Below are 22,911 nucleotides of genomic sequence, written 5' to 3'. Positions count from 1 at the left end.
CAAATCGTGTAACATATGAAAAGAAAATACCTGTGAGCTTTTCCTTACCAGGAAGAAGCAGGATTTTATAGAACAGTGATTGGTGTTTAAAGAACAGGAGAATAGGTGTTTTCATATGATGGCATTGCTGTTTTGGAATCAGAAAACGACCATATCCCACATAGAAGCATGATACACAGGGATACTAGAGAGGAGAACTGCTTCGCAGATATGGGAGGTATTGCTATGCAAAAACTGAAAACGCCGCATTCACAAGCCCTGGTAACAATCGGCAGCGTACTGCTATCCGCTCTTTTACAAACCTATGTCATTCAGACCATGATGCAGCCGACAGGACTGCTGTCCGGCGGGTTTACCGGTCTGGCTATTCTGCTGGACCGCATCGCCGGTGTTATCGGCTTTCCTTTTTCTGTTTCAGCAGGAATCCTTATGCTGAATATCCCACTGGCACTGCTTTGCTATCGGCGTCTCAGCAAGCGTTTCACATTATATTCCAGCATCCAGTTTCTTTCATCCAGTATATTTTTACAGCTTTTTCATTTTCAGCCGCTCGTTCATGATCTTTTTCTGCAGGTAATTTTTGGAGGCTTTCTATACGGCTTCAGTGCAGTTATTGCACTACGTGGCAATGCGTCCACCGGGGGCACTGATTTCATTGCGTTATATGTATCCAACCGCCTGGGAAAATCTATCTGGGGCTATGTATTCTTTGGAAACACACTGCTTCTTTGTGTATCCGGCCTGCTGTTTGGCTGGCTGTATGCAGGCTATTCCATTTTGTTTCAGTATATTACAACGAGGACGATTGAAATGTTTTATCACCGCTATGAACGTTTGACAATAGAAATTATGACGAGAAACAGAAGGGCGGTAAGCGATGCCTATATACACCGGTATAAGCATGGCATCACCATCATTCCTGCATATGGCGGCTATCATCATAACCGCATCTATCTACTGCAGACAGTGGTATCCTCTTATGAGGTATATGATATCGTCCAGCTGGTGAGGAAAACAGATCCGGAGGCTCTTATAAATGTTATGAAAACAGAGCAATTTTACGGCACCTTTTATCAACAGCCGTTGGAATAGTAGCCTTTTCTGCATATAAATACAGGTTTCTCTTGACAGTTTTCATATTCTTATGTATTATTGTACTAGTTAACTAATACAATAAGCAATACAGTGTTATATAAGGGTATGTAAATAGGAAACGATGTAGAAAGAAGGAGGAACACTATGACCTGGATGAAAAGAAACATCATTATCGGCTGTATGAGCATGATGATCCTGCTGTTATACATGACGAATATCTTACAAAACAAAAATTATATGGTACAGCCACTGCTTCTTATTCTGCTTGCCGGTGCTGGTTCGCTGTTTATCATGCGGGCGGAAACACATATGACATACAATGCAGGACTGCAGAAGCTGCAATATGAGAATCTCGATGTATTTCGTTTTTTGTCCTCGATCATTATCATTATTTTGCATGTGCGCCCATTCTTTAACATTTCGGCGCAGGCGGATATAGCAATCAATAACATCATCGGCAGAATTTGTGTTCCTTTTTTCTTTCTGGTCAGCGGATTTTTTGCCGCAAGACAGGAGCAGAAGAAGCCGGATTACATACGTTCCTATATTCGTTCCATGATACCGGTATATCTGGTATGGAGTGCAGTGTATCTGCCTAGCTCCTTTTCACTGGCAGCCCCTTATATTGAACAGGGCTTGCAGGTGCTAAAGGGAATGGGAATACCCGGTGTCATTCAGATATTGCTGCTGTTTCTGCTCATCCCTTTGGTGATTTTGATCGCCTTGCTGTATTCCGGCGTATATTATCATCTCTGGTATTTTCCGGCGCTTCTGCTGTCAATGCTCGTCTTGCAATACTGGAAAAAAAAGCATACCCTGAAGGTACTGCTTGCCGTGTCATTTGTTCTTTTGCTGTTTGGTGCTACGGAAACCTACTACGGCTTCTGTGGGAACTTCTTTCAAAGTCTGCTTCATTATTATTACGCAATCTTTTTCACAACACGTAATTTTCTATTCTTTGCTTTATTTTATGTCACACTGGGCTATTGGATCGGTACAAAGGAGCAGCCGGTTTCTTCCTTATGCTTTTTGAAGCTGCTGCTCAGCATTGTGGCACTGATCGCAGAGGGTCTGCTGCTGCAGACAACCCAGCGCCTTGATAGCAATATTCTGCTAGCCTGTGTACCACTGGTCTATTATCTGTTTTCCTGTCTGCTATATACAAATATTGATGTATCCAGACTGCACAAGATACCCTTACGGGCAGTATCAAAATATTATTATCTCATTCATCCGCTGATGATCCTGTTTGTAGAGCTCTGGTTTCCGCACATTGATTCTCTGTTCCTGGCTATTGGAAAGGTGCTATGTGTGCTGTGCTTTACACACGCTGCCTCTCTTGCTGTACTGCATATAAAGAAAAGGTATCCTGTTCTTCCCCTGTAAAAGCAGACGAGCTTCAAGACAGGACACAATCCTAAATACTGCTTTTTCTGAACAGATAGCTAAAGCAGGCGAAAAGCAGGAGATATATGTGTTGGGACACCCTCCTATATTACTTCCTGATATATCATTTATTTTGAAGCATGGATAAAAACTGGATATCTATAGCTTTCACAATACTTGTGCTTTACTTTACATACCAGTAGGGGAAGGATGGAGCTGATCAAAGCTATCAGTTACTTTCATTTGTATAGCTGATATGCAATGTCATAACCGCTATTCCCTCATGATGAGCCATAATGTCCCTGCTTTCTCTGAACAAAAACATTTTAAAAAGGCTTCAATCCTGCATCTTTTTGATATTTTATTGTCACGATATATAAATTCTGATATAATGGTAAAGGAAATTTGGAAGGTGATTAAACAATGGGTAGACATTTTGAAGTGCGTGCCGCTTCCATGGCAAAAACTGCAGCGGTAAAAGCAAAACTATATTCCCGTTATGGAAAAGAAATACTGATGGCTGCAAAAGCCGGTGTACCTGACCCTGACATGAATGCTTCTTTGAAAAAAGTAATTGAACGTGCCAAGGCGAACCAGGTTCCTGCGGATGTCATCAAGCGTGCGATTGACAAGGCCAAGGGTGGTACCAATGAAAACTACTCTGCGGCTACATATGAAGGCTTTGGTGCCGGCGGACAGGCAACGATTATCATCGACTGTCTGACAGATAATGCAAACCGTACTATCGCTGATCTGCGTGGATGCTTTAATAAATCTCATGCAAAAATCGGTGTCAGCGGCTGTGTTTCCTTTAACTACGAGCATGTCGGACTGATTTCTATTAAGTTTGATGATGAAGAAGCAATGATGGATGCATTGATCATGGCAGAAGTAGATCTGAAGGACATTGAGGTTGAAGATGGTCAAATGACGATTACGGTTGAGCCAACAGAACTAAACAAGGCAAAGGATGCCATTGAAGAACTGATTCCTGAGGTAACATTCGATATTCTGGAGGATACCATGCTTCCAAACGAATATGTTGAACTGCAAGGGGAAGAGCTGATGCTGTTTCAGCGTCTTGTAAATCTGTTGAATGAGGTTGATGATGTACAGCAGGTATATCACAATGTCCGTAATATCAACGACAGTGCAGAATAGAAAAAGAAAACGGTAATGCGCAGGCATTGCCTTTTTTTGATTCCCGGTATATAAAAACTGGAAATCCGCATTTGTACTGCATGCCTTGTAGCCGGTATCGGAACTATTGCAGGTTCTGCCAGGCACAAGCAGATATAAAATGTTATATTACCTTGTGTGCACGATAGCAATAACTCGGCTGTTGCTGTCATACTATAAGGAAACGCTTCTTTGATAAAGTACGTCTTTCCATAAGCCCCTTTATATTCCTTGTGAAGTATACGTTAATGCGAGCACCTTTTTAAGAACGTGAATTTCCTATTGACAAAAAAAGATGAAATGAGTACACTATAAGTACATCCGATGAAAAAGAGAGATTTTGTGAAATGTAGTGCAGAGAGGAAACGTCTGGTGAAAGTTTCTACTATAAGTAGCATAATTGGACACTTTGGAGGAATTATCAGGAAATGGATAATCGTAACCTGCGTTAAAGGATAAGCTGCACTCTGTAGGAGTGAAATAAGGTGGTACCGCGTTCCCGACGTCCTTTGTTGGTGACGCGTTTTTATTTTATTCCAGCCCGATGCGGGTGGAAGCATACATGTATAGGAGGAAACGAAATGAACTATCAGGTACCAAGAGGAACACAGGATATTCTGCCGGAGGAAATCGGCAAATGGCATCGTCTGGAGGAGCTGATTCGACAGTTTACATACGTTTATAATTATCAGGAAATCCGTACGCCGATTTTTGAGCATACCAATGTATTCAAAAGAGGAAATGACTCCAGTGATATGGTAAATAAGGAAATGTATACCTTTCAGCTGGAAAACAGCTCTACCTCACTGACGCTGCGTCCGGAATGTACAGCGGGTGTTGCCAGAGCATTTGTAGAGCATAAGATGTACGGCTATGCCGATCTTCCCATAAAAATGTATTATGTCGGGCCGCAGTGCCGTCATGAGCGTCCGCAGAAGGGAAGAATGCGTATTTTTAATCAGTTCGGTGTTGAGGTGATTGGCGCAAAGAGTCCGTTGCTGGATGTGGAAACAATCGCTTTGGGCTGGTCTTTTATTTCCGCGCTGGGCTTAAAGGATATGAAGGTGCTGATCAATACACTGGGGGATGATGATTCGCGCGCAGCATATCGAAAGGCTTTGAAGGAGCATTTTAAAAACGATATCAGTCATATGTGTGCCGATTGTCAGCGCCGTTATGAACAGAATCCTCTGCGTATTCTGGACTGTAAGGTGGATCATGAGCTGCCAATCATGAAGAATGTTCCAAAAATGGCGGATTATCTGAATGAGGAAAGCAAGGCATATTTTAAGCAGGTGCTGGAGGGTCTGGATGCGCTCGGTATTCCATATGAGGTGGATGATAAGCTGGTGCGTGGTTTGGATTACTATACACATACCGTATTTGAGGTTGTATCCGTCAATAAGGAAATGGGCGCACAGTCCACAGTATTTGCAGGTGGGCGCTATGATGGTCTGGTGGAATACTTCGGCGGGCCGCAGGGTATGAGCGGTATTGGCTGGGCTATGGGTCTGGAACGACTGCTGATTGCTTTGGAGGCAGAAGGAATTTCCCTGGCGGATGAGGAGGGTCTGGATGCCTATGTCCTTTGCCTGTCCCCTGAGGCCGCAACAACTGCTTTGCAGGTTGTCACAGAGCTTCGTGCAGCCGGCTATCGTTCGGATATGGATTATCTGAATCGTTCCTTTAAGGCGCAGTTTAAGACGGTTGATCGTAAAAAGGCAAAGGTTGCCATCATGATCGGTGAAACGGAAGTACAAAACGAGACTGTGAATATGAAGGAAATCGAAACACAGGAAAAATTAACAGTGGCACTCGATGCAGTGGTTGATACAATGGATGCCATGTTTCATGAAACAGAGGATGCGCATGTGTGTACGTGTGGAGAAGAACACTGCACCTGCAACCATGAGGAATAGGAGTACGAATATGAATAGAACACATACAAATGGAGAGCTGCGTGTAAGTGATGCAGGCAAAGAGGTAACGCTGATCGGCTGGGTCGCAAAAAGAAGAAACTTCGGAGCGCTTGTATTTATTGATCTGCGTGACCGCACGGGTATTACACAGCTCGTTTTTGATGAACAGCTTTCCGATGCGATACGGGATGTACGAAACGAATATATCCTGGAGGCAAAGGGAATCGTTATGGAGCGTAAGGATAAGAATCCTAAGCTGGCAACCGGAGATATTGAAATTCAGGTACAGCAGGTGACGATCATCAACCGCGCGGAAACGACACCGATCATTGTGGCGGATGAGACAGATGCCCTTGAAGATACCCGTTTGAAATACCGCTATCTGGATTTGCGCAGACCACAGATGCAGCAGAAGCTGATCCTGCGTCATAAAATCACACACAGTATGCGTGAATATCTGGACAGCAAGGCATTCATAGAGATAGAAACACCAATGCTGGGAAGAAGCACACCGGAGGGCGCACGGGATTATCTGGTGCCAAGCCGTGTACATCCGGGAAGCTTTTATGCGTTGCCACAGTCTCCGCAGCTGTATAAGCAGCTGTTGATGGTATCCGGATTTGAGCGCTATTACCAGTTTGCCCGCTGCTTCCGCGATGAGGATTTGCGTGCTGACCGCCAGACGGATTTTACACAGGTCGATCTGGAAACCAGCTTTTTAAGCGATGTGGAGATTCAGACCATGATGGAAGAAATGCTGCAAAAGCTGATGAAGGATGTCAAGGGAATGGATATCAGCATTCCGTTTCCGCGTTTAACCTGGAAAGAGGCAATGAACCGCTATGGCAGCGATAAGCCGGATAACCGTTTTGATCTGGGGCTGCAGGATATCACGGAGCTGTTTGAACATTGCGGCTTCAAGGTGTTTGCGGACTGTATTGCCGCTAAGGGCAGTATAAAGGCAGTTGTCGTGCCTGGAAAAGCAGGCATGACCAGAAAGGAAATTGATAAAATCACGGATCTGGCTAAGAAAAACGGTGCTAAGGGTCTTGTGACATTGAAATATCTGGAGGGAACGCTGAGCGGGCCAATCGTGAAATTTCTTTCCGAGGAGGAAATACATTCCCTTACACAGCGTCTGGAATTAAAGGATCATGATCTTGTGCTGATTGTTTCGGACGCATGGAGAACGACGTGTGAGGTTCTTGGTGTGCTGCGAAATCATTTCGGTGCTGAGCTTGGTTTAAAGAAAACGAATGAATTTTCTTATCTGTGGGTAACGGATTTCCCTATGTTTGAATATAGCGAGGAGGATGGTCGCTGGTATGCGATGCATCATCCGTTCACACGTCCAAGAGATGAGGATATGCAATATATTGATACCGATCCGGGCAAGGTTCATGCCATCGCATATGATGTCGTATTGAACGGTTATGAGCTTGGCGGAGGCTCCTTGCGTATTTATGATGGAGCTATGCAGGATAAAATGTTTGAGGTTCTCGGCTTTACAGAGGAAAAGATTCAGGAAAACTTTGGCTGGTTTGTGGATGCCCTGAAATATGGAACACCGCCGCATGGCGGACTGGCCTTTGGGCTTGACCGTATCGCTATGATCCTTTCAGAGAGTGATTCTATTCGTGATGTGATTGCTTTCCCGAAAAATGCAAATGCAAAATGCCCGATGAGTGATGCTCCAACACCGGTTGATGGTGCACAGCTGGAAGAGCTGCACATTGCCGTTAGGGAAGAAGAATAAGAAAAACAACGCCCATGATCTATGATGATCGGAGGCGTTGTTTTATGTTTCTGAATCGTAAGCATACAAAGCGTATCCCTGTTTCACAAGGAAAGAGTGCTTGTATAGGTATCACAGCTTTCATAAAAGGCTGTCACAATGCTTTTCATCAATCTACATTTCTTTTTTTGATATATGCCTTCAACCGTTCATTCATCACAGCAGCATCGCGCTTTGAGCGGATTTGAAGCATGATGTAAACAAATGAAAAGACGATTGCGATAATCGTAATCATGGTGAGCACCATAACGGGATTATCTGCATAAAACCATCGAAAGAACAGACCGCTGAGCAGTACAACGGCATTGATATACAAATAATGCAATACGAGCAGAGCATAAAACTGCTGCTTGCTTTTTTCTTCTTTTGTATACAGAAGATTTCCAAGCGTGCAAAAGAAGCTGCAAACCAGAATCTGCCAGAGAATTGACGTATCAATCGTTGTTTCTTTCCAGAAGATGCTGATGAACACCGTGGCCGCTATGATTGTGCAGGTGGTAATCGTAGAGAAGGTAAAAGCCAGTTCCTTTAATTTGCGCATGATTGATCGCCTCCCTAAATGCTGAGCAGCGCCTTCAAAGCTGCAACATACTGTCTTGAAATCATGATTTTCTCATCGTTGTGCAAGGTGGCCTCCATCCGGCTGCCAAGTACAGGGGAAAGATAACGAATCTTACGCAGGTTGATGATCGTGGATTTTGACGAGCGAAAGAAGTCAAAGCCTGCATAGTGATCTTCAATCTCATAGAGCTTCTGTCGTATTTCAAACACCTCTGTTTCTGTATAGAGAAACGTTTTACTATCGACCGATTCAAAATAATAAACATCATCCGGCCTAATTCTGGCAATTTTTCCATTTTGCGTACAGGTGATACATTCATCACCGCTCTTTAGCTGGCGAAGCAGTTTGAGTAGAGAATCATTCAGCGTGCCACATCGGACGATGATGGTATCCTCTTCCTCCTTTGATACTTTGTCTTCGATGATGATTTTCAAGTGCAACCCTCCTATTTGTCAAATGCGGTATGCCGGTTCAGCAGATAAACGGTTAAGCTTAACGTTATTATACCACAAAGCAACAGCGTAAGAATCTGGAATTCTGATGAAAGGGCTTGCTTGTTTACTGTGATGGTAATTCCCATTACCTCACGATACGTATCGGTAAGGGAGGCAGGCAGACCGTCAAACAGCTGTGTCAGCGAAGATGAGGTAAGTATATTGCGCATAAGGGCTGCTTCATGGAGAAACGGAAGTCCCTTCAAAACGCCCTGTACTGCTGCTGGCAGCATTCCCACCGGCAGGTAGATGCCTCCCAGAAAACCAATCAGTGTTCCGGCAAGAGTGGAAAAGGCGCCCCATGCGTGCTCACTGTTCACCCAGTGGGCAATCAGCGCTGTTAAAGAGCTTGAAACAAAGGTGCAAAGCAGAAGAAGAAAAGACGCCTGCAGAAATTGAAAGAGTGTCAGGAAGGCAAAGCCGCTTAAGCTCACATAACAGTAAGAAAGCAGCATAAGCAGCATACACATCGCAAATCCCATCAGTACTGCGGACAGCAGATAGGATAGCATCAGAATATGGCGGGGAACACAGGAGCAGTAAAAGCTTTCCAGCCGTTTCTGTTCCTTGTCCTGTATGAGCATACCGATCATCGTGATGGGAACGGTAAACGCATTGACAACAAGAATTCCGGCAATCGTCCACATCGTGATCAGGTGGCTTGCGTCTTGTTGGTTAATGGTGCCGTTCGCATTCTGAATAAGCTGTATCAGCTCATCCCTGTTCATATCCTTCAGAAAGACAAGCATCATAAGCAAAACGATGAGAACGGACAGCATGGAAAAGAAAATTGCGGAACGATCACGGATATACAACAGGATATGCCGCTTGGTTAAGGTTACTAAGGCTGTCATTTTGTTTCCTCCTCAGGCAGTGCTTTGCCGGTGATATTTAAAAACACATCATCCATGGTTCCCTGCAGCACTTCAAAGCCCTCCACATAGGGCTGCACCGTGTTTAGAATAGGAAGCGCCTGCAGCGTGTTATCCAATGCAATCTGAAAATGCTGTCGCTGCTGATGATAGGATATGTGCAGGCTGTTTAACAGCGCTTGCACTTGTTCATGATCCTTCGCGAGCAGAAGCAGGCGATCCTTGGCATGCCGCTCCTTTAGCTGATAGGGGGTTCCATACTCCATCAGTCTGCCCTGATCTATGACAGCGATATGGGCAGCCTTGGCGGCTTCCTCCATATAATGGGTCGTAAGAAATACCGTCATATTTCGATCCCTTTGCAAATGTTCAATGCATTTCCATACCGTCTGGCGTGTAGCCGGATCAAGGCCGGTTGTCGGCTCGTCCAAAAACAGGATGTCCGGCTCATGCATCAGGGCAGCCGCTATCTCACAACGCCGCTTCTGTCCACCGGATAAATGCGCATAGCGTTTGGCTTCCATATCCTTCAGACCGAGAAGTTCACTCACATGTGCTAGCTGCTGCTGCAGGGCTGTACGGGAATGCTCGTATAAGGCGCCGCGGACAAGCAGATTTTCCTTTACTGTCAGCTTGTCATCCAGACTGTTGGACTGCTGAACGACACCGATGCATTTTCTGATATCCTGATTTTGCCGGCCCAGTGTATGTCCGCATATTGTTACAGAGCCTGCATTCGGCGGAAATAGTGTTGTCAACATATGAATGGTGGTAGATTTACCAGCGCCGTTGATTCCCAGATAACCGAATATTTCACCCTTCTCCACGTGAAAGCTGATATCATCAACAGCGTTAAAGGCTCCATACGTTTTTTTCAGATGTGATACCTCAATAATATGCATAATAAAATCCTCCTCGCTTCATAACCTTACAATATTCTTACATAGTCAGCAAGAGGGCAGCGGGTAAGCGGCATAAAGTCGGGGCTAAGTGGCAGAAATCCGTATTTAAGCTGCATAGTGAACCTGCATACAAAAAAATCAGTCGTCTGAAACAACTGATTGTAAGTAGGTCAGGAATAGACCTTACAGGCTTTTGCATCTGCATTCTTCTGGTGTCTTATCCTCGCGAAAGCCTTTGAATACCGGCTGCCGCAATCCACCCTGCTCTGTATACTGCATGAATTTCACCGTTCCCACAAGCGGCGGTGTGATCCATACAGCTTCTTCATTCCCGGCAGGGATAGTGGGGAACAGGCTAGTATCTGTTTTATCACTATGCTCCATGAGATACGGCAGGGAGGCCCCCATCGTAACATGCCCCTTATACACGATACGGTTTTGTTCATCGTACTGTGCCAGAACAAGAGAGATAATTCCTTTTTCCTTTACGATATAGCCACAGACGATAAAATCATCATCCAGCAGATTCTTACATTTGATCCAGTCCTTTGTCCGCTTTCCGCAAGCATACCGGCTGTCCTTGCGCTTGGCGACGATTCCCTCCAGACCCCGCTCCTTGGTCAATGCAAATAATTCGATACCGTTTGTTTCGATATAGCGAGATATGGAAAGTCTGTCATTTTCCTTTACAGCTTTGCTTAACAGCTTCTTTCGTTTCATCAGCGGCTGATCCGTGACAAAGGCATCCTTGTAATAAAGAATATCAAAGGCAGTAAAGCTGGCAGGCAGCTGTCGGGAATGCAGACGGATTTTAAAGGGATCGGATGTCAAAGTGCGTCTTTGTACCTGGAAAAAATCCGGCTCCCCATCATGAAAGATATACAGCTCACCATCCAGTATACAGCGAACTCTTGCCTGCCTGTGCAGCTGTGTGAGCTCCGGAAACTTATCATTGAGCTTCAGATTCCGTTTATTTCTTAGCTCTGTATATTCTGTATCGAGATACATCAGACAGCGGACACCATCCAGCTTCCACTCATATATATAGTGTTCATCATTGAATGGTGCATCTTCAATACCGATGAGCATTGGGGAAGCGTCCCGTGCAAAGAAATCCATCAGTGCTTTACACTCCTGCGTCTGCCCTTAGGCTTCATTTCTGACAAAGACTGCTGCAGTGCTTCCATCAGATCCACAGGTGTTGCATTATCCTGTTTGCGGTCGCTTGCATGGACGATGTGCTGTCCGCTGATTTTTTCCTCTATGGCACTGCGCAGGCGCTCCTGAAATTCATCGTGATAATCTGCCGGATCAAAGGGCTTTGTCATGGACTGAATGAGCTGCTTTGCCATATCGCTTTCCGCCTTTACCAGCTTGGGATGTGCAAAGGCTTTGGGATTATCCGCTATCTCCTCCGCATAAAATAGTGTCTTCACCAAAATACCATCATCGCTGGGACACAGAGCCAGCAGTGTTTCCTTTGTACCGATTACCGTTTTAGCAACAGCTACAACGTGCAGTTTCGCCATGGCATCCCGCAGCAGCTCATATGCCTTTTCCGCATGCTTTTCCGGAACGGCATAGTAATTCTTTTCATAATAGATGTCATCGATTTCATCCAGCTCCGTGAATTGCAGAATGGTGATGGTACGATCTTTTTCTGCTTTCAAAGCATCAATTTCCTCATTATCCATAATAACGTATTTATCCTTTTCATACTGATAGCCCTTGACAATATCGGCTGCTTTTAATTCCTTATCGCAATGTCCGCAGTATTTTTTATAATGGACGCGCTCATGCGTTTTCCTGCAAAGCTGATTAAAGGAAATATCCACATCTCTGGTTGTACGGTACATCTGAATCGGGATATGTACCAGTCCGAAGGATATCGCTCCCTTATGTGCAACTGCCATATTGATCACCTCACTCTTAGATTGTGAATAACCGATAAAAGCTATACATGAAATAAGGAAAACCAAGGATTTGCATTTTGTACGCAATTTTGATAAAATAGCCGATTAAAAAGGGCTGCAGGTTATAGAGGAGCGCATTGGAAAATGGAACAACAAAAAAAATAAAGTCAAGAGTATTATTTTCATGTATCCATGATATACTATAGATGTCCAGTGAGGTATAAATTTTTCCTACACTTAGAGATAAGGGACTCCGGATGTTGTATTTTGGTGTTGAACACCTGTACATCCTAGGTAAGACTACAGGGATCCTAAAAAATTACACAGGAGACCCACCTGTATTTACAGGGAAAGATCTCTCCTCCTGGACACTGAAAAGCAGATGATGGCAATCATCTGTTTTTTTATTTTCACACCCTGCTATTCCTGTTATAATAGTATCAGAATGATGGAGGATAGTATTATGGATAACAAGGAACGGTTTTTATCAATTTACAGGGAGCATATCCATCGGGAGGGCAGTGAGAAGCTGCTGGAATATCTGCTGTCGGAGCATAGTGATTTTTTTCGGGCACCTGCCAGTACGCGGTTTCACGGTTCCCATGCACAGGGTCTGCTGGAGCATAGTCTCAATGTATATGACTGCTTAAAGGATTACCTGGATCGTACGCGTGTAAAGGAATGCTATCATATGAATTACAATGAGGAAACGATTGCAATCGTAGCGCTATTGCACGATATTTGTAAAATCAACTGTTATAAGGAAAGTATGCGGAATCAGAAGGTAAACGGACAATGGGTACAGGTTCCTTTTTATGAGTTTGATGACAGACTGCCATACGGTCATGGGGAAAAGAGTGTTTATATCATTACAGGCTTTATGCGTCTGAGCAGGGAGGAAGCATTTGCCATCCGTTATCATATGGGATTTAGCGGCAGTGAAGAGGTGCGCAATGTCGGCGCAGCCTTTGAAATGTATCCGCTTGCGTTTGCCTTGAGTACAGCGGATATGGAAGCAACCTATTATCTGGAAGAAAAGTAAAGTGAGGAAGGAAATAAAAGCTGATGATAACAGCGAATACGATATAGATATCCAATAATATTATAGATTTGTAGCATCCTGTCGTTAAAAGCATGCATATACCGCTTATCCTGCACAGGTGTTCGGACACAGAATAAATATTAAAAAAATAACTTTTTTTCATATATATAAATAGCCTGTCGGTTTCATTGTATAGAATACCGGCAGGCTGTTTTTAATTAAATTAGGTACAGATTTGCATATTGAACGGCGATAATCGTCTTTGCATCCTCAATGGTTCCATCATTGACCATTGCAGCTGCCTTACGAATATCCACCCAGAGAGTTTCAATTTCCTCATCCTCATCCATGGGACGTGGATGCTCGACCGGCTGCAGCTTCTTTGTCCAGTACAGATAGATTTTCTCACTGCAAAAGCCCGGCGTGGAGTACATGGAACACAGGGTTTCCAGCTTCTCACTTGTATAACCGCTTTCTTCCTCCAGCTCACGCAGTCCGCAAAGATAAGGGTCTTCACCCTTTTCCAGCTTTCCGGCAGGCACTTCCAGCGTTTCCTTCTGTATCGCATAGCGGTATTGCTTTACCAGCAAAATTTTGCCATTCTTTATGGCAAGAACACCGACACCGCCATCATGATGGATGACATCACGGGGATAAATCGATCCCTTGATTTCCACTTCATCTCTGGTCATATGAAATATGGTTCCTTCATATACCTGCTTTGAAGATATTTTTTTCTGCATGTTATTCACCTCGTGCCCTTATTATAGCGGAATCGGAAGGTAATTGCTATAGGTGCTCCATGATTCCCTGTGCAATGCTTTGTGCGATGGCATTCTGTCCGTCCTCACTGCTCATATAGGCGGCATCCGCACTGTCTGTGATAAAGCCAAGCTCCAGCAGCATAGCAGGAACGCTGTTGCTGTCAATCACATACAAAGAGGTATCCTCTGTGCTTTTCAAGCCGCGGCTTTGTGTATACTGCAGCTCCATCAGATTGCTTTCAATAGAGGATGCCATGGCAGCTATCGTTTCATTTTCATAATTGAGATAGGCTTCAAAGCCGCTGGCACCATCTCCGTATTCACTGGCATTGGTATGTATGGAAATATAATAATCCGCAGCTGCTTCCTCTGCGATAGCAACACGGGTGCGCAGATCATCCTTATTGTCATCTGACCAGCTGACCTCATCATCATTTCGTGTATACACAACGCTGTAGCCTGCCTCCTGCAGCAGCTCTCCAGTTTTCTGCGTAATGGCAAGCGTGATATCCTTTTCATAAACTCCGTCATAGGAAACGCTGCCGGTATCATAGCCCCCATGTCCTGCATCCAGTACGATGATTGGTGTTGTCTCATAGGATGCTGCCTCTACTTGTAAAGTACTGGTTGCTGTTTTATCACTGATCCATTCATATGCATGAATACCAGCTGCGGATAATGCACCAATCACGGCAAACAGGATAAGCAGCCGCAGCCATCTTCGTATTGTTCTCATTTCACCACTTCCTTTTACACGTCCTATTATCAGGGAAGCATCTGTTTCGCATTTGTTTGTTTTGTGATGTTTTTCTGAACTCGTTTTATAACTCCTTAAAACATGTGCATACTAGCCATGAAGGAGTGATTTTAGATGGATAAGAAAACATTGCAGGATACTGCAAAGAAGCATGTACCTGCTCAGCACAAGGGCAGAAATGCATTGATTGCATTCATCAGCGGGGGAGCTCTTGCTGTTGTAGCACAGCTGTTTATGATGCTATGCATGGATATGTTTGGATGGAAGCAGGATACAGCGGTATCGGTAACGGTCGTCACTGTGATTCTGATCACGGCGCTGTTGACCGGCTTTGGTATTTATGACAAGGCAGCACAGAAGTGCGGTGCCGGATTATTTATACCAATCAGCGGATTTGCGAACTGTCTGACATCGTGTGCGATGGAAGGCAGAACGGAGGGGCCGATATTCGGGATAGGAAGCAATATGTTTAAGCTGGCAGGCTCTGTACTGACCTATGGTATCGCAGCAGCGTTTGTATTCGGTACAATTCGCTACCTGCTGTTTGGAGCCTGATTATGCGTACGATTACATTTAAAAATGTCTATGTACAGGCACGTGCTGCGGTTGTTGGTCCATTGGAAAAGGAAGGACCGCTGGGCAGTCTGTTCGATAAGAGCTATACGGATAATTACTGCGGGGAATCCAGCTTTGAAAAGGCAGAGCGCGTATTGCTGGGGGATGCCGTGGATCTGACACTGCGCAAAGCAGGCAAGGGGGTAAAGGATATCGATCTTCTAATCGGCGGTGACCTAATCAATCAGCTTACCAGCTCGCATTACTTCGCAAAGGATTTGGAGGTTCCGTTTCTTGGAATGTATGGTGCCTGCTCGACGTCCTCTCTGGTTATTGGAACCGGAGCGGTATGGGTGGAGCATCAGCTTGCGGATACGGTACTGGCATTTACCAGCTCCCATGTGGCAACAGCCGAGCGACAGTTTCGCTTTCCCAATGAATACGGTATTCAGAAGAAGGAAACGACTACCTCAACGGTAACCGGAGCAGGTGCTGCGCTGCTTTCCAGAAAGAAGAGCCGTATCCGGGTAAGTGCCTTTACACCGGGTAGAATCGTTGACTGGGATCATAAGGATGCCAATGATATGGGGCTGGCAATGGCGCCGGCTGCCTATGATACCATTACGCAGAATCTGTCGGATCTGCATCGTAAGATAAGCGATTATGACATGATCGTTACCGGAGATTTATCAAAAATCGGTTTCTCGTTTCTGGTTGATCTGATGAATCAGGAGGGGCATACCATTGATCACCGGCTGCATGATTGCGGACTAATGATTTATGATTTTGAGCATCAGGATATTTTCTGCGGAGGCAGTGGCTGTGCGTGCAGTATGTGTGTATCCATGGCGAAGCTGTTGAAAAAGCTGGAGGATGGAGAGTGCAAAAGGATCATGGTTGTAGCGACCGGTGCGCTGCTGTCACCGGTGGCAGTGGCACAAAAGGGTACGATTCCATGTATCGCCCATGCCATCGTATACGAAAGGAGTGATGCAGAATGATGACGTTTGTGAGCGCCTTTGTGGTGTGTGGAGGCATCTGTTTGGCAGGTCAGCTGATTTATGATAACACCAAGCTGACAGCGGGACATATCACGTCAATCTTTGTCGTTATCGGTGCAGCACTGGATACCTTTGGCTGGTATGACAGGCTTTTGGATATCGCTGGAATGGGAGCGTCCCTTCCCATCACCAGCTTTGGACATTCCCTGATCCATGGTGCTCTTGCGAAGGCGCAGAGTGAGGGCATTCTGGGAATTCTGCTGGGGATGTTTGATCTGACTGCGGCAGGCATTACCAGTGCGATTCTGTTTGCCTTTCTGGCAGCGCTTGTATTTCGGGCAAAATCCTGATGGAAGATTTAACAAAGCGTCTTGAGGATATCCGCAGTGTCCTTTCCTCATCCTTTGATATCGTATACCGCCATGTCATCATACAGGATACCCAGGCATGGCTGATTTTTCTTTCCTCTTTGTCGGACAGTGAATTGATTGCCTCCTTGGTAGAGGGCTTTGTCATTACTGCCGGTAATGATCTCCACATCACCTTTTATCCAGGTGCGGTTGATAAGGTAACTGATCAGAAAAAGGCTGTCACGAATATGCTCAGCGGGCAGTGTCTAGTGCTGATGGATAACAGTGATGCATATTACTGTATAGAAACACGCCATTATCCGGCAAGATCAACAGCGGAACCGAATGTTGAGAAAAGTGTTCGCGGGGCGCATGACGGCTTCGTGGAGAACGTGATTCTCAATGTTGGCCTCATAAGGCGCAGAATCCGTGATCCGCGTCTGGTTGTCACTATGAACAAGGAAGGGATTAAAACGCGTACCGATGTTGCCTACTTGTATATAGACGGTCTGGTGGATGTGGATGTCCTGGACGATTTTGAAAGCCGTATGCGTACGCTGCCGGAGGCTGAAATTCTGAGCGAGCGAAATCTGGTGGAGCTGCTGTATGGAAAGACATGGAATCCCTATCCGCATGTGCGTTATTGTGAGCGTCCGGATATTTGTGCAATCCATCTGCTGCAGGGGTATCTGATTGCCCTGGTTGATAATTCACCGACAGGGGTCATACTGCCGACGACCTTTTTTGAACAGACCAAGCAGATCGAGGAGTATACGCAGACGACACTGGTTGCGACCTTTACCCGTGTGCTGCGGCTGATCGGCATCGTGTTTTCCCTGTATCTGCTTCCGCTTTGGATTGCGCTTGTCATTGATCAGAATCCGACACTGCTCAATATTCCGATTCAGCATGTCAATGTATACCAGTTTGGCTTTCAGGTAATTCTTGCTGACATCATCGTGGAATGGATTCGGCAGTCACTTATCCATACGCCAACCATCCTTTCCAGCATCATGAGCTTTGTGGCGGTATTCCTGCTGGGGGATATGGCAATCGAGCTGGGAGCCTATACAAAGGAGGTTCTCATCATGGTGGCACTGGTCAATATCGGCAATCTTCTGACACCAAGCTATGAGCTGTCCCTTGCGAATAAGGTATTTCGTATCTTTATCGGACTGTTAGCACTGCTATTTGGAATGAGCGGCTTTTGTGCAGGTGTTTTACTGCATGTCGTTGTGCTGTTATCTACCAGAACGATTAAATTTCCATACCTGTATCCGCTCATACCGTTTTCCTATAAGGAATGCAGACGGATTTTATTTGGAGCACCAATCAGAGTCGGTGGAAAGACTTCTGAAAAGGCGCAGGGCGCATCAGACAATCAATAAAAGGATAAAGTCATATCGGTTATGTCGTTATGGGCAAGCAGAAACGTAACCTCGTCATAACCGCAAAGCGTCTCTATCTCATGCAAAGAACAGATGAAAATTGCTGTTCTTTTTTCATTTATCGCAGAATCGCTACCATGGATAATAATATTAAACAAACAGGGAGCTTATCGCTATACTCTGTACTATCACGAGAGGAAGCATACTATTTTCGACGTCTTTCAAAACTGTTTCCTGTACTGTACAGGATTATATGACAGGGAGCTTGACCGTGGCATTTTCTTCTTGTATTTCTATACGTTTTAATATAAGCTGATGGGTAGGAGCTTAGAGATATCAACTGATATAATAGTTAAAGGAGGATACTATGATAAGAAACGCAGATACACAGGATACATCCTTTGTATACGCCTGTCTATGTAATCTGGAGGATTGCACACTGGATCGCAAGGTCTTTGAAGCAGGCTATAAACAGCAGCTTGCGGATGCTTCCTTATCCATGCATGTACTGGAGCATGAGAAGCAGCCATGCGGCTATATGAGTATCCGGACGCTGTATCATTTGCATCACTGTGCCCGTATTGCCGTCATTGAGGAGCTTTATATATGCAGAAATGCAAGAGGAAACGGATGGGGGAGAGCGATGATGGACTACGCTGTTCAATATGCACAGGCGCAGGGCTGTGTGCAGCTGGAGTTGTCCAGCAGCTGCGCAAGGAAAGATGCGCATGCCTTTTATAAACGGGTGGGGATGAGCTGTTCCCATTACAAATTCACGCGGAATATTTGAATATATGAAGAAATCTTTAAAAAAATTCGTGGAATCTGTAACAAATTGGCTGAAAATAAAGCATGCATGAAAATTTTTCTACATTATCCGGCGTTTTTTTGCTATAATAAGAAAATGCGAGGTGATTTCAATGGCATTTACAGTGACGATTGATCAATTTGAGGGGCCGCTTGATTTGATGCTGCATCTGATCAAGGATAATAAGCTGGAGCTGTTTGAGCTGGATATGGATGTGCTGACGGATCAGTATTTGCAGTATTTGAATGCCATGGAATCCATGCATCTGGAAATAGCAAGCGAGTATCTGGCAGAGCTGGCAGGTCTGATTGAATATAAGAGCAGAAAGCTGCTGCCAAGAGAAAAGGTTGTAATTGAGGAAGAATATGAGGAAGATCAGCGGGAAAAGCTGGTTCGCAGATTGCTGGAGTATCAGCGCTATAAGGAAGTCAGTGAGCAGTTTGAACAGAAATATGAGGAACGTCAGCTGCTGATGAGTAAGCCGATGAGTGAGGAAACACAGAAATGGCTGAATACAACAGTGGAAGGGGAGTTTGTCGGAAATCCCTATGATCTCATTAAGGCGATGAACCGGGTGCTGCGCAGAGCGGCGCTGACACATCCTTATGAAACCAGAATGACGGTCAAGGAGCTATCCCTCGATGAGCGTGTTATACAAATAAAAAACCGCCTGAAAAACTGGGTAGGGAAGATGAGCTTTGAGGAGCTTTGCAGTGACTGCGTGGATCTTCATATGATTATTGTGACCTTCCTTTCCGTTCTGGATTTGATCAAGCATAAGGAAATTACTTTCCACATAGATGAAGAAGAAACCATATGGATCATTCGAGGTGAACAGATATATGCATGAGGTAGAAAAAAGGGTTTTGGAGGGGCTGCTGTTTCTGAGCGGTGATGAAGGACTGAGCGTCGAGCAGCTGAACGGCTGTGTTGAAGAGCTGAACAAAAAGGAAATTGAGACAGTACTGGATGAGCTGATGCAGGATTATCTTGCGGATGTACATGGAATTGAGCTGGTTCGCTTTGGAGGCATTTATAAGTTTGTTTCCAAGGAGAGCATTCATCCATATGCGCAGAAGCTGTTCAGCTCCACAAAGGTGGCAACGCTGTCCAATGCGGCTTTGGAAACCCTGGCCATTGTCGCTTACAAGCAGCCGATCACACGCGGGGAGATTGAGGAAATCCGTGGTGTCAGCTGTGATATGATGGTGCGCAAGCTGCTTGCCAGAAATCTGATTAAGGAATGCGGACGAAGCGATGCACCGGGCAGACCGTTTCTCTACGAGGTGACAGAGGAATTTATGGACACCTTCAAGCTGGTAAGCCTGAAGGAGCTGCCGGAGCTGCCGGAGTTTAAGGATACGATGGAAGAGGAGCTGTTTGAGGAATAGCTCTTTTTTTGTTTTGTGGAAAAGTATGGGGAATTCCACAGTATAATGCATAAAAATGTGGAAAACTTCCAACTTTTCCATTTATCGGCATATTTTTCCACAACGCTTTACGCATCGCTGTGGAGAAGCTATACTATAGGTGTACCAAGGAAAGGTACTTAAAACAGCTTATATACAGGATGGTACTACAGAACACTGGATAGATACGGGAACGATATAATAAGAACAACGTGAATCCGTGCACAGGTCAGCAAGTAGGTAGACACCTGTAAAGGCCATGAGAATCCAAACAGAAGAAAACTGATGAAACTTATAAATACGAAGAACGTATGAGAGTTAAGGAAGTCAGGAAAAAGGTATTCTGAAAGGATGCTTGGAAATGGGAACGAAAGCATGCAGAAATCGAAAAAGTGCGAGGAACGCCGGAACGACGAATGCTGTGAAGGTAGGGAACATGAAAGAGTAAGCTCATGGTTGTGGATCCCAGATTACGAAACTGATGAGACTTATAAGTACGAACAGCGTATGAGAATTAAGGAAGTCAGGAAACGGGTAGTATCTGGAGATTCACGTATATAGAAAAGGGAGAACGCAGGAAAAGGCGTTCTCTTTTTTTGCGTGTGTACATATACTTTCGTAGGTGATGTGAATGAAACGAAGTCTTTGTATCCTGCTGTGTATTCTATCACAGCTGAGCTGGATTCATGCGGAAAGCTATGTCGTTATGAGCGGAGCGGACAATACGATCGTAGAAGAAAAAAATAAGGATGATAAGCAGAGTGTAGCCTCCATATCCAAGATTATGACAGCCGTGATTGCCATAGAGCATGGGAAGCTGGATGAAGCGTTTACGGTTGACGAGGAAATCAACAAGGCCTATGGAAGCAGTGTTTATCTGAAGCAGGGGCAAACGGTAACGCTGCGCGATCTGCTGTATGCGTTAATGCTGCGCAGTGGAAACGATGCGGCGGTGGAAATCGCGAAGCATGTGTCCGGCTCACAGGAAGCCTTTGTGGAAGCGATGAACCAAAAGGCTGCCGAGATCGGTATGAGCAACACTACCTTTTCCAATCCGAGCGGACTGGATGAGGAGGATGGCGGGAATATTTCCACGGCCAATGATATGGCAATTCTTATGAGCTATGCGATGAAGAACAAGGAATTTCGTACCATTACTGGAAGTAAATATTATACGACGGACTGGAATATGCGCTGGAAAAATAAAAACCGCCTGCTGTTTGATTATCCCTTTACCATTGGAGGGAAAACCGGATTTACAAAAAAAGCAGGGCGGACGCTGGTAACGGCGGCGGAGCATGACGGGGTGGAAAGCATTGTCGTAACACTGCGCGAGGGGGATGATTTTGCCTTCCATGAACAAAAGCATACCGAGGTGTTTCAGAAGCTGGATGTGGTTACGATTATGAAAAAGGGATCCTACACGGTAAATGGCAGAACCTTCCAGGTACCGGAAACGGTGAAGGTGACCCTGCATAAGGATGGCAGTGACAAGCTGCGTGTGAAAACGCATTATGATCATAAGGATTTTGTCGTTGAGGTGCAGAAGAACAAGGATGTAAGTGTATACAGCTTCGCAAGCAAAAGGGCAAGGGGAGGAGGTCTGTTCTCGTGAATATTGTATGGCTGATTATTGTATTTGTCACCATTGTATATTGTCTGATAACCGGAAACGTGACCATTATCAACGACGTGTTTTTAAATGTCGGCAAGGAAACGCTTGATTTTGTTATACCGCTGCTGTGTGTCACCTGCTTCTGGAATGGTATTCTTTACATCGCACGGGATGCTGGCATCATTCATGCACTGGAGCGGCTGTTTCATCCGATACTGAAGCGGCTGTTTCCTGATCTGAAGGATGATGAGGAAACCCTTGGCTATGTTGCCACCAATGTGGTTGTGAATATGGTCGGACTGGGCTCTGCGGCCACACCGGTGGGGCTGCAGGCGATGAAGGGGATGCAGCGGCACAATCCCGACAAACAGACAGCCTCCCGTTCCATGATTACCTTTCTTGTGCTGAATACGGCGGGGGTAACGCTGCTATCCACGACTCTGATTGCTTTGCGGGCCTCCTTTCATTCCCTAAACGTGACCGGCTTCATGCCCTATGCGATCGTCTCGACACTGTTTGCCTCCATTGTCGGACTGAGCATAGACCGCTGGTGGAATTACCGTGATTAATACAGAATATATCCTGCCCGTACTGGTGCTCATCATTGTGGGAGTTGCCCTGCTTCGCCGTGTCAATGCCTATCATTCCTTTACCACCGGGGTGAAGGATGGAATGCAGCTGTTTCTGGATATTTATCCTGCGCTGCTTGCCATGATGTGCGCTATTGCTCTGCTTCGTCAAAGCGGTCTGATGGATATCCTGTGCAGTGGACTGGCACGCCATATCGCGCATATTCCAAAGGAAATCTGGCCAATGGTGATTTTCCGCCCGATTTCTGGGAGTGCCTCGCTGGCAGTGCTGGTCGATATCTTCCAGGTGTGCGGCGTGGATTCCCTGGCGGGAAATATGGCGAGCATCATTCAGGGGTCTACGGATACAACGGTGTATGTTATCACGCTGTATTTTTCCAGTGTCGGAATTCGGAAAATAAAAAACGCACTGGCGATTGGATTGCTGGCGGATGTGGCAGGAATCACCATGGCAATTTTGCTGGCACTGTATGTGTTTGCGTAACGGTCTTGAAACAAAAAATAACAGGAGGAGC

At 45.3% G+C, this 22,911-nt stretch carries 24 protein-coding genes; 16 read left to right on the top strand and 8 right to left on the bottom strand.

Translation table 11 applies throughout. The annotated features are described in order from the left end of the window. The first annotated feature begins 225 nt into the window (after nt 1–225). From GKZ87_11175 to aspS, 5 genes are all read left to right on the top strand, one after another. Nucleotides 226–1,092, top strand: a complete 867-nt coding sequence (locus tag GKZ87_11175; GenBank protein QSI26006.1) for a DUF2179 domain-containing protein — start codon at nt 226–228, stop codon at nt 1,090–1,092. A gap of 147 nt (nt 1,093–1,239) precedes the next feature. Beyond that, nucleotides 1,240–2,481 carry an acyltransferase family protein gene (locus GKZ87_11170; GenBank protein QSI26005.1) on the top strand — a complete coding sequence of 414 codons (1,242 nt, stop codon included), beginning with the start codon at nt 1,240–1,242 and terminating at the stop codon, nt 2,479–2,481. A gap of 423 nt (nt 2,482–2,904) precedes the next feature. Next, nucleotides 2,905–3,642 carry a YebC/PmpR family DNA-binding transcriptional regulator gene (locus tag GKZ87_11165; protein ID QSI26004.1) on the top strand — a complete coding sequence of 246 codons (738 nt, stop codon included), beginning with the start codon at nt 2,905–2,907 and terminating at the stop codon, nt 3,640–3,642. A 599-nt stretch (nt 3,643–4,241) separates the two neighbouring features. Further along, nucleotides 4,242–5,579 carry a histidine--tRNA ligase gene (locus GKZ87_11160; GenBank protein QSI26003.1) on the top strand — a complete coding sequence of 446 codons (1,338 nt, stop codon included), beginning with the start codon at nt 4,242–4,244 and terminating at the stop codon, nt 5,577–5,579. A 10-nt stretch (nt 5,580–5,589) separates the two neighbouring features. After that, the gene (gene aspS / locus GKZ87_11155) at nt 5,590–7,335 is read left to right on the top strand and encodes an aspartate--tRNA ligase (GenBank protein ID QSI26002.1); all 1,746 of its coding nucleotides are present in this window, start codon (nt 5,590–5,592) and stop codon (nt 7,333–7,335) included. A gap of 148 nt (nt 7,336–7,483) precedes the next feature. Here aspS and GKZ87_11150 read toward each other — a convergent pair whose 3' ends face one another. From GKZ87_11150 to GKZ87_11125, 6 genes are all read right to left on the bottom strand, one after another. Further along, the gene (locus GKZ87_11150; GenBank protein ID QSI26001.1) at nt 7,484–7,915 is read right to left on the bottom strand and encodes a DUF3021 family protein; all 432 of its coding nucleotides are present in this window, start codon (nt 7,913–7,915) and stop codon (nt 7,484–7,486) included. A 14-nt stretch (nt 7,916–7,929) separates the two neighbouring features. Further along, on the bottom strand, nt 7,930–8,370 hold the full coding sequence (locus GKZ87_11145) for a LytTR family transcriptional regulator (GenBank protein ID QSI26000.1): 441 nt from the start codon (nt 8,368–8,370) through the stop codon (nt 7,930–7,932). Between the two features lie 11 nt (nt 8,371–8,381). Beyond that, on the bottom strand, nt 8,382–9,284 hold the full coding sequence (locus tag GKZ87_11140; protein QSI25999.1) for an ABC transporter permease: 903 nt from the start codon (nt 9,282–9,284) through the stop codon (nt 8,382–8,384). Then, entirely contained in the window at nt 9,281–10,204 is a 924-nt protein-coding gene (locus GKZ87_11135; protein QSI25998.1) for an ATP-binding cassette domain-containing protein, read from the bottom strand. The genes GKZ87_11140 and GKZ87_11135 overlap by 4 nt, the downstream gene beginning before the upstream one ends. A gap of 183 nt (nt 10,205–10,387) precedes the next feature. Then, nucleotides 10,388–11,323 carry a DNA ligase gene (locus GKZ87_11130; protein ID QSI25997.1) on the bottom strand — a complete coding sequence of 312 codons (936 nt, stop codon included), beginning with the start codon at nt 11,321–11,323 and terminating at the stop codon, nt 10,388–10,390. After that, complete coding sequence (locus GKZ87_11125) at nt 11,323–12,117, bottom strand: Ku protein (GenBank protein ID QSI25996.1); 795 nt, start codon at nt 12,115–12,117, stop codon at nt 11,323–11,325. Before GKZ87_11125 ends, GKZ87_11130 begins: the two co-directional genes overlap by 1 nt. Before the next feature lie 463 nt (nt 12,118–12,580). Here GKZ87_11125 and GKZ87_11120 point away from each other — a divergent pair, with 463 nt between their 5' ends. Next, nucleotides 12,581–13,159 carry an HD domain-containing protein gene (locus GKZ87_11120; GenBank protein ID QSI25995.1) on the top strand — a complete coding sequence of 193 codons (579 nt, stop codon included), beginning with the start codon at nt 12,581–12,583 and terminating at the stop codon, nt 13,157–13,159. A gap of 218 nt (nt 13,160–13,377) precedes the next feature. On the opposite strand, the gene GKZ87_11115 is transcribed toward GKZ87_11120, so the two are convergent. Further along, nucleotides 13,378–13,902 carry an NUDIX domain-containing protein gene (locus GKZ87_11115; protein ID QSI25994.1) on the bottom strand — a complete coding sequence of 175 codons (525 nt, stop codon included), beginning with the start codon at nt 13,900–13,902 and terminating at the stop codon, nt 13,378–13,380. A gap of 46 nt (nt 13,903–13,948) precedes the next feature. Next, nucleotides 13,949–14,659, bottom strand: a complete 711-nt coding sequence (locus GKZ87_11110) for an N-acetylmuramoyl-L-alanine amidase (protein QSI25993.1) — start codon at nt 14,657–14,659, stop codon at nt 13,949–13,951. Between the two features lie 135 nt (nt 14,660–14,794). On the opposite strand from GKZ87_11110, the gene GKZ87_11105 reads away from it, so the two are divergent. The 10 genes from GKZ87_11105 to GKZ87_11060 all read left to right on the top strand — a co-directional run bounded on the left by GKZ87_11105 (nt 14,795) and on the right by GKZ87_11060 (nt 22,880). Further along, nucleotides 14,795–15,235, top strand: a complete 441-nt coding sequence (locus GKZ87_11105; protein QSI25992.1) for a SpoVA/SpoVAEb family sporulation membrane protein — start codon at nt 14,795–14,797, stop codon at nt 15,233–15,235. Between the two features lie 2 nt (nt 15,236–15,237). Then, nucleotides 15,238–16,236, top strand: a complete 999-nt coding sequence (gene spoVAD / locus GKZ87_11100; GenBank protein QSI25991.1) for a stage V sporulation protein AD — start codon at nt 15,238–15,240, stop codon at nt 16,234–16,236. Then, nucleotides 16,233–16,586, top strand: coding sequence for a stage V sporulation protein AE (spoVAE, locus tag GKZ87_11095; GenBank protein ID QSI25990.1), 354 nt, complete (start codon nt 16,233–16,235; stop codon nt 16,584–16,586). The genes spoVAD and spoVAE overlap by 4 nt, the downstream gene beginning before the upstream one ends. Continuing rightward, a complete protein-coding gene (locus GKZ87_11090) occupies nt 16,586–17,974 on the top strand; it encodes a spore germination protein (protein QSI25989.1) in 1,389 nt (462 codons plus the stop codon). The genes spoVAE and GKZ87_11090 overlap by 1 nt, the downstream gene beginning before the upstream one ends. A gap of 367 nt (nt 17,975–18,341) precedes the next feature. Beyond that, nucleotides 18,342–18,764 carry a GNAT family N-acetyltransferase gene (locus GKZ87_11085; GenBank protein ID QSI25988.1) on the top strand — a complete coding sequence of 141 codons (423 nt, stop codon included), beginning with the start codon at nt 18,342–18,344 and terminating at the stop codon, nt 18,762–18,764. A 130-nt stretch (nt 18,765–18,894) separates the two neighbouring features. Continuing rightward, on the top strand, nt 18,895–19,632 hold the full coding sequence (locus GKZ87_11080; GenBank protein QSI25987.1) for a chromosome segregation protein ScpA: 738 nt from the start codon (nt 18,895–18,897) through the stop codon (nt 19,630–19,632). Then, entirely contained in the window at nt 19,625–20,173 is a 549-nt protein-coding gene (scpB, locus tag GKZ87_11075) for an SMC-Scp complex subunit ScpB (protein QSI25986.1), read from the top strand. The genes GKZ87_11080 and scpB overlap by 8 nt, the downstream gene beginning before the upstream one ends. Before the next feature lie 649 nt (nt 20,174–20,822). Continuing rightward, complete coding sequence (locus GKZ87_11070) at nt 20,823–21,806, top strand: D-alanyl-D-alanine carboxypeptidase (protein QSI25985.1); 984 nt, start codon at nt 20,823–20,825, stop codon at nt 21,804–21,806. Beyond that, the gene (locus GKZ87_11065; protein QSI25984.1) at nt 21,803–22,375 is read left to right on the top strand and encodes a spore maturation protein A; all 573 of its coding nucleotides are present in this window, start codon (nt 21,803–21,805) and stop codon (nt 22,373–22,375) included. Before GKZ87_11070 ends, GKZ87_11065 begins: the two co-directional genes overlap by 4 nt. Continuing rightward, nucleotides 22,368–22,880, top strand: coding sequence for a spore maturation protein (locus GKZ87_11060; GenBank protein QSI25983.1), 513 nt, complete (start codon nt 22,368–22,370; stop codon nt 22,878–22,880). Before GKZ87_11065 ends, GKZ87_11060 begins: the two co-directional genes overlap by 8 nt. The last annotated feature ends 31 nt before the right edge of the window (nt 22,881–22,911 follow it).

It is taken from the genome of Erysipelotrichaceae bacterium 66202529 (assembly GCA_017161075.1).
Lineage (GTDB): Bacteria > Bacillota_I > Bacilli_A > Erysipelotrichales > Erysipelotrichaceae > Clostridium_AQ.
Note: the sequence above shows the minus strand (reverse complement) of the source record. Positions and strands in the feature narration are given on the sequence as shown.

What these genes read in the sequence shown, in the direction of transcription:
- GKZ87_11070 (QSI25985.1), top strand. Translation starts at nt 20,823, where the DNA reads ATGAAACGAAGTCTTTGTATCCTGCTGTGTATTCTATCACAGCTGAGC.
- GKZ87_11110 (QSI25993.1), bottom strand. Translation starts at nt 14,659, where the DNA reads ATGAGAACAATACGAAGATGGCTGCGGCTGCTTATCCTGTTTGCCGTG.
- GKZ87_11090 (QSI25989.1), top strand. Translation starts at nt 16,586, where the DNA reads ATGGAAGATTTAACAAAGCGTCTTGAGGATATCCGCAGTGTCCTTTCC.
- aspS (QSI26002.1), top strand. Translation starts at nt 5,590, where the DNA reads ATGAATAGAACACATACAAATGGAGAGCTGCGTGTAAGTGATGCAGGC.
- GKZ87_11160 (QSI26003.1), top strand. Translation starts at nt 4,242, where the DNA reads ATGAACTATCAGGTACCAAGAGGAACACAGGATATTCTGCCGGAGGAA.
- scpB (QSI25986.1), top strand. Translation starts at nt 19,625, where the DNA reads ATGCATGAGGTAGAAAAAAGGGTTTTGGAGGGGCTGCTGTTTCTGAGC.
- GKZ87_11105 (QSI25992.1), top strand. Translation starts at nt 14,795, where the DNA reads ATGGATAAGAAAACATTGCAGGATACTGCAAAGAAGCATGTACCTGCT.
- GKZ87_11140 (QSI25999.1), bottom strand. Translation starts at nt 9,284, where the DNA reads ATGACAGCCTTAGTAACCTTAACCAAGCGGCATATCCTGTTGTATATC.
- GKZ87_11130 (QSI25997.1), bottom strand. Translation starts at nt 11,323, where the DNA reads ATGGATTTCTTTGCACGGGACGCTTCCCCAATGCTCATCGGTATTGAA.
- GKZ87_11175 (QSI26006.1), top strand. Translation starts at nt 226, where the DNA reads ATGCAAAAACTGAAAACGCCGCATTCACAAGCCCTGGTAACAATCGGC.
- GKZ87_11135 (QSI25998.1), bottom strand. Translation starts at nt 10,204, where the DNA reads ATGCATATTATTGAGGTATCACATCTGAAAAAAACGTATGGAGCCTTT.
- GKZ87_11125 (QSI25996.1), bottom strand. Translation starts at nt 12,117, where the DNA reads ATGGCAGTTGCACATAAGGGAGCGATATCCTTCGGACTGGTACATATC.
- GKZ87_11115 (QSI25994.1), bottom strand. Translation starts at nt 13,902, where the DNA reads ATGCAGAAAAAAATATCTTCAAAGCAGGTATATGAAGGAACCATATTT.
- GKZ87_11150 (QSI26001.1), bottom strand. Translation starts at nt 7,915, where the DNA reads ATGCGCAAATTAAAGGAACTGGCTTTTACCTTCTCTACGATTACCACC.
- spoVAD (QSI25991.1), top strand. Translation starts at nt 15,238, where the DNA reads ATGCGTACGATTACATTTAAAAATGTCTATGTACAGGCACGTGCTGCG.
- spoVAE (QSI25990.1), top strand. Translation starts at nt 16,233, where the DNA reads ATGATGACGTTTGTGAGCGCCTTTGTGGTGTGTGGAGGCATCTGTTTG.
- GKZ87_11120 (QSI25995.1), top strand. Translation starts at nt 12,581, where the DNA reads ATGGATAACAAGGAACGGTTTTTATCAATTTACAGGGAGCATATCCAT.
- GKZ87_11080 (QSI25987.1), top strand. Translation starts at nt 18,895, where the DNA reads ATGGCATTTACAGTGACGATTGATCAATTTGAGGGGCCGCTTGATTTG.
- GKZ87_11170 (QSI26005.1), top strand. Translation starts at nt 1,240, where the DNA reads ATGACCTGGATGAAAAGAAACATCATTATCGGCTGTATGAGCATGATG.
- GKZ87_11085 (QSI25988.1), top strand. Translation starts at nt 18,342, where the DNA reads ATGATAAGAAACGCAGATACACAGGATACATCCTTTGTATACGCCTGT.
- GKZ87_11165 (QSI26004.1), top strand. Translation starts at nt 2,905, where the DNA reads ATGGGTAGACATTTTGAAGTGCGTGCCGCTTCCATGGCAAAAACTGCA.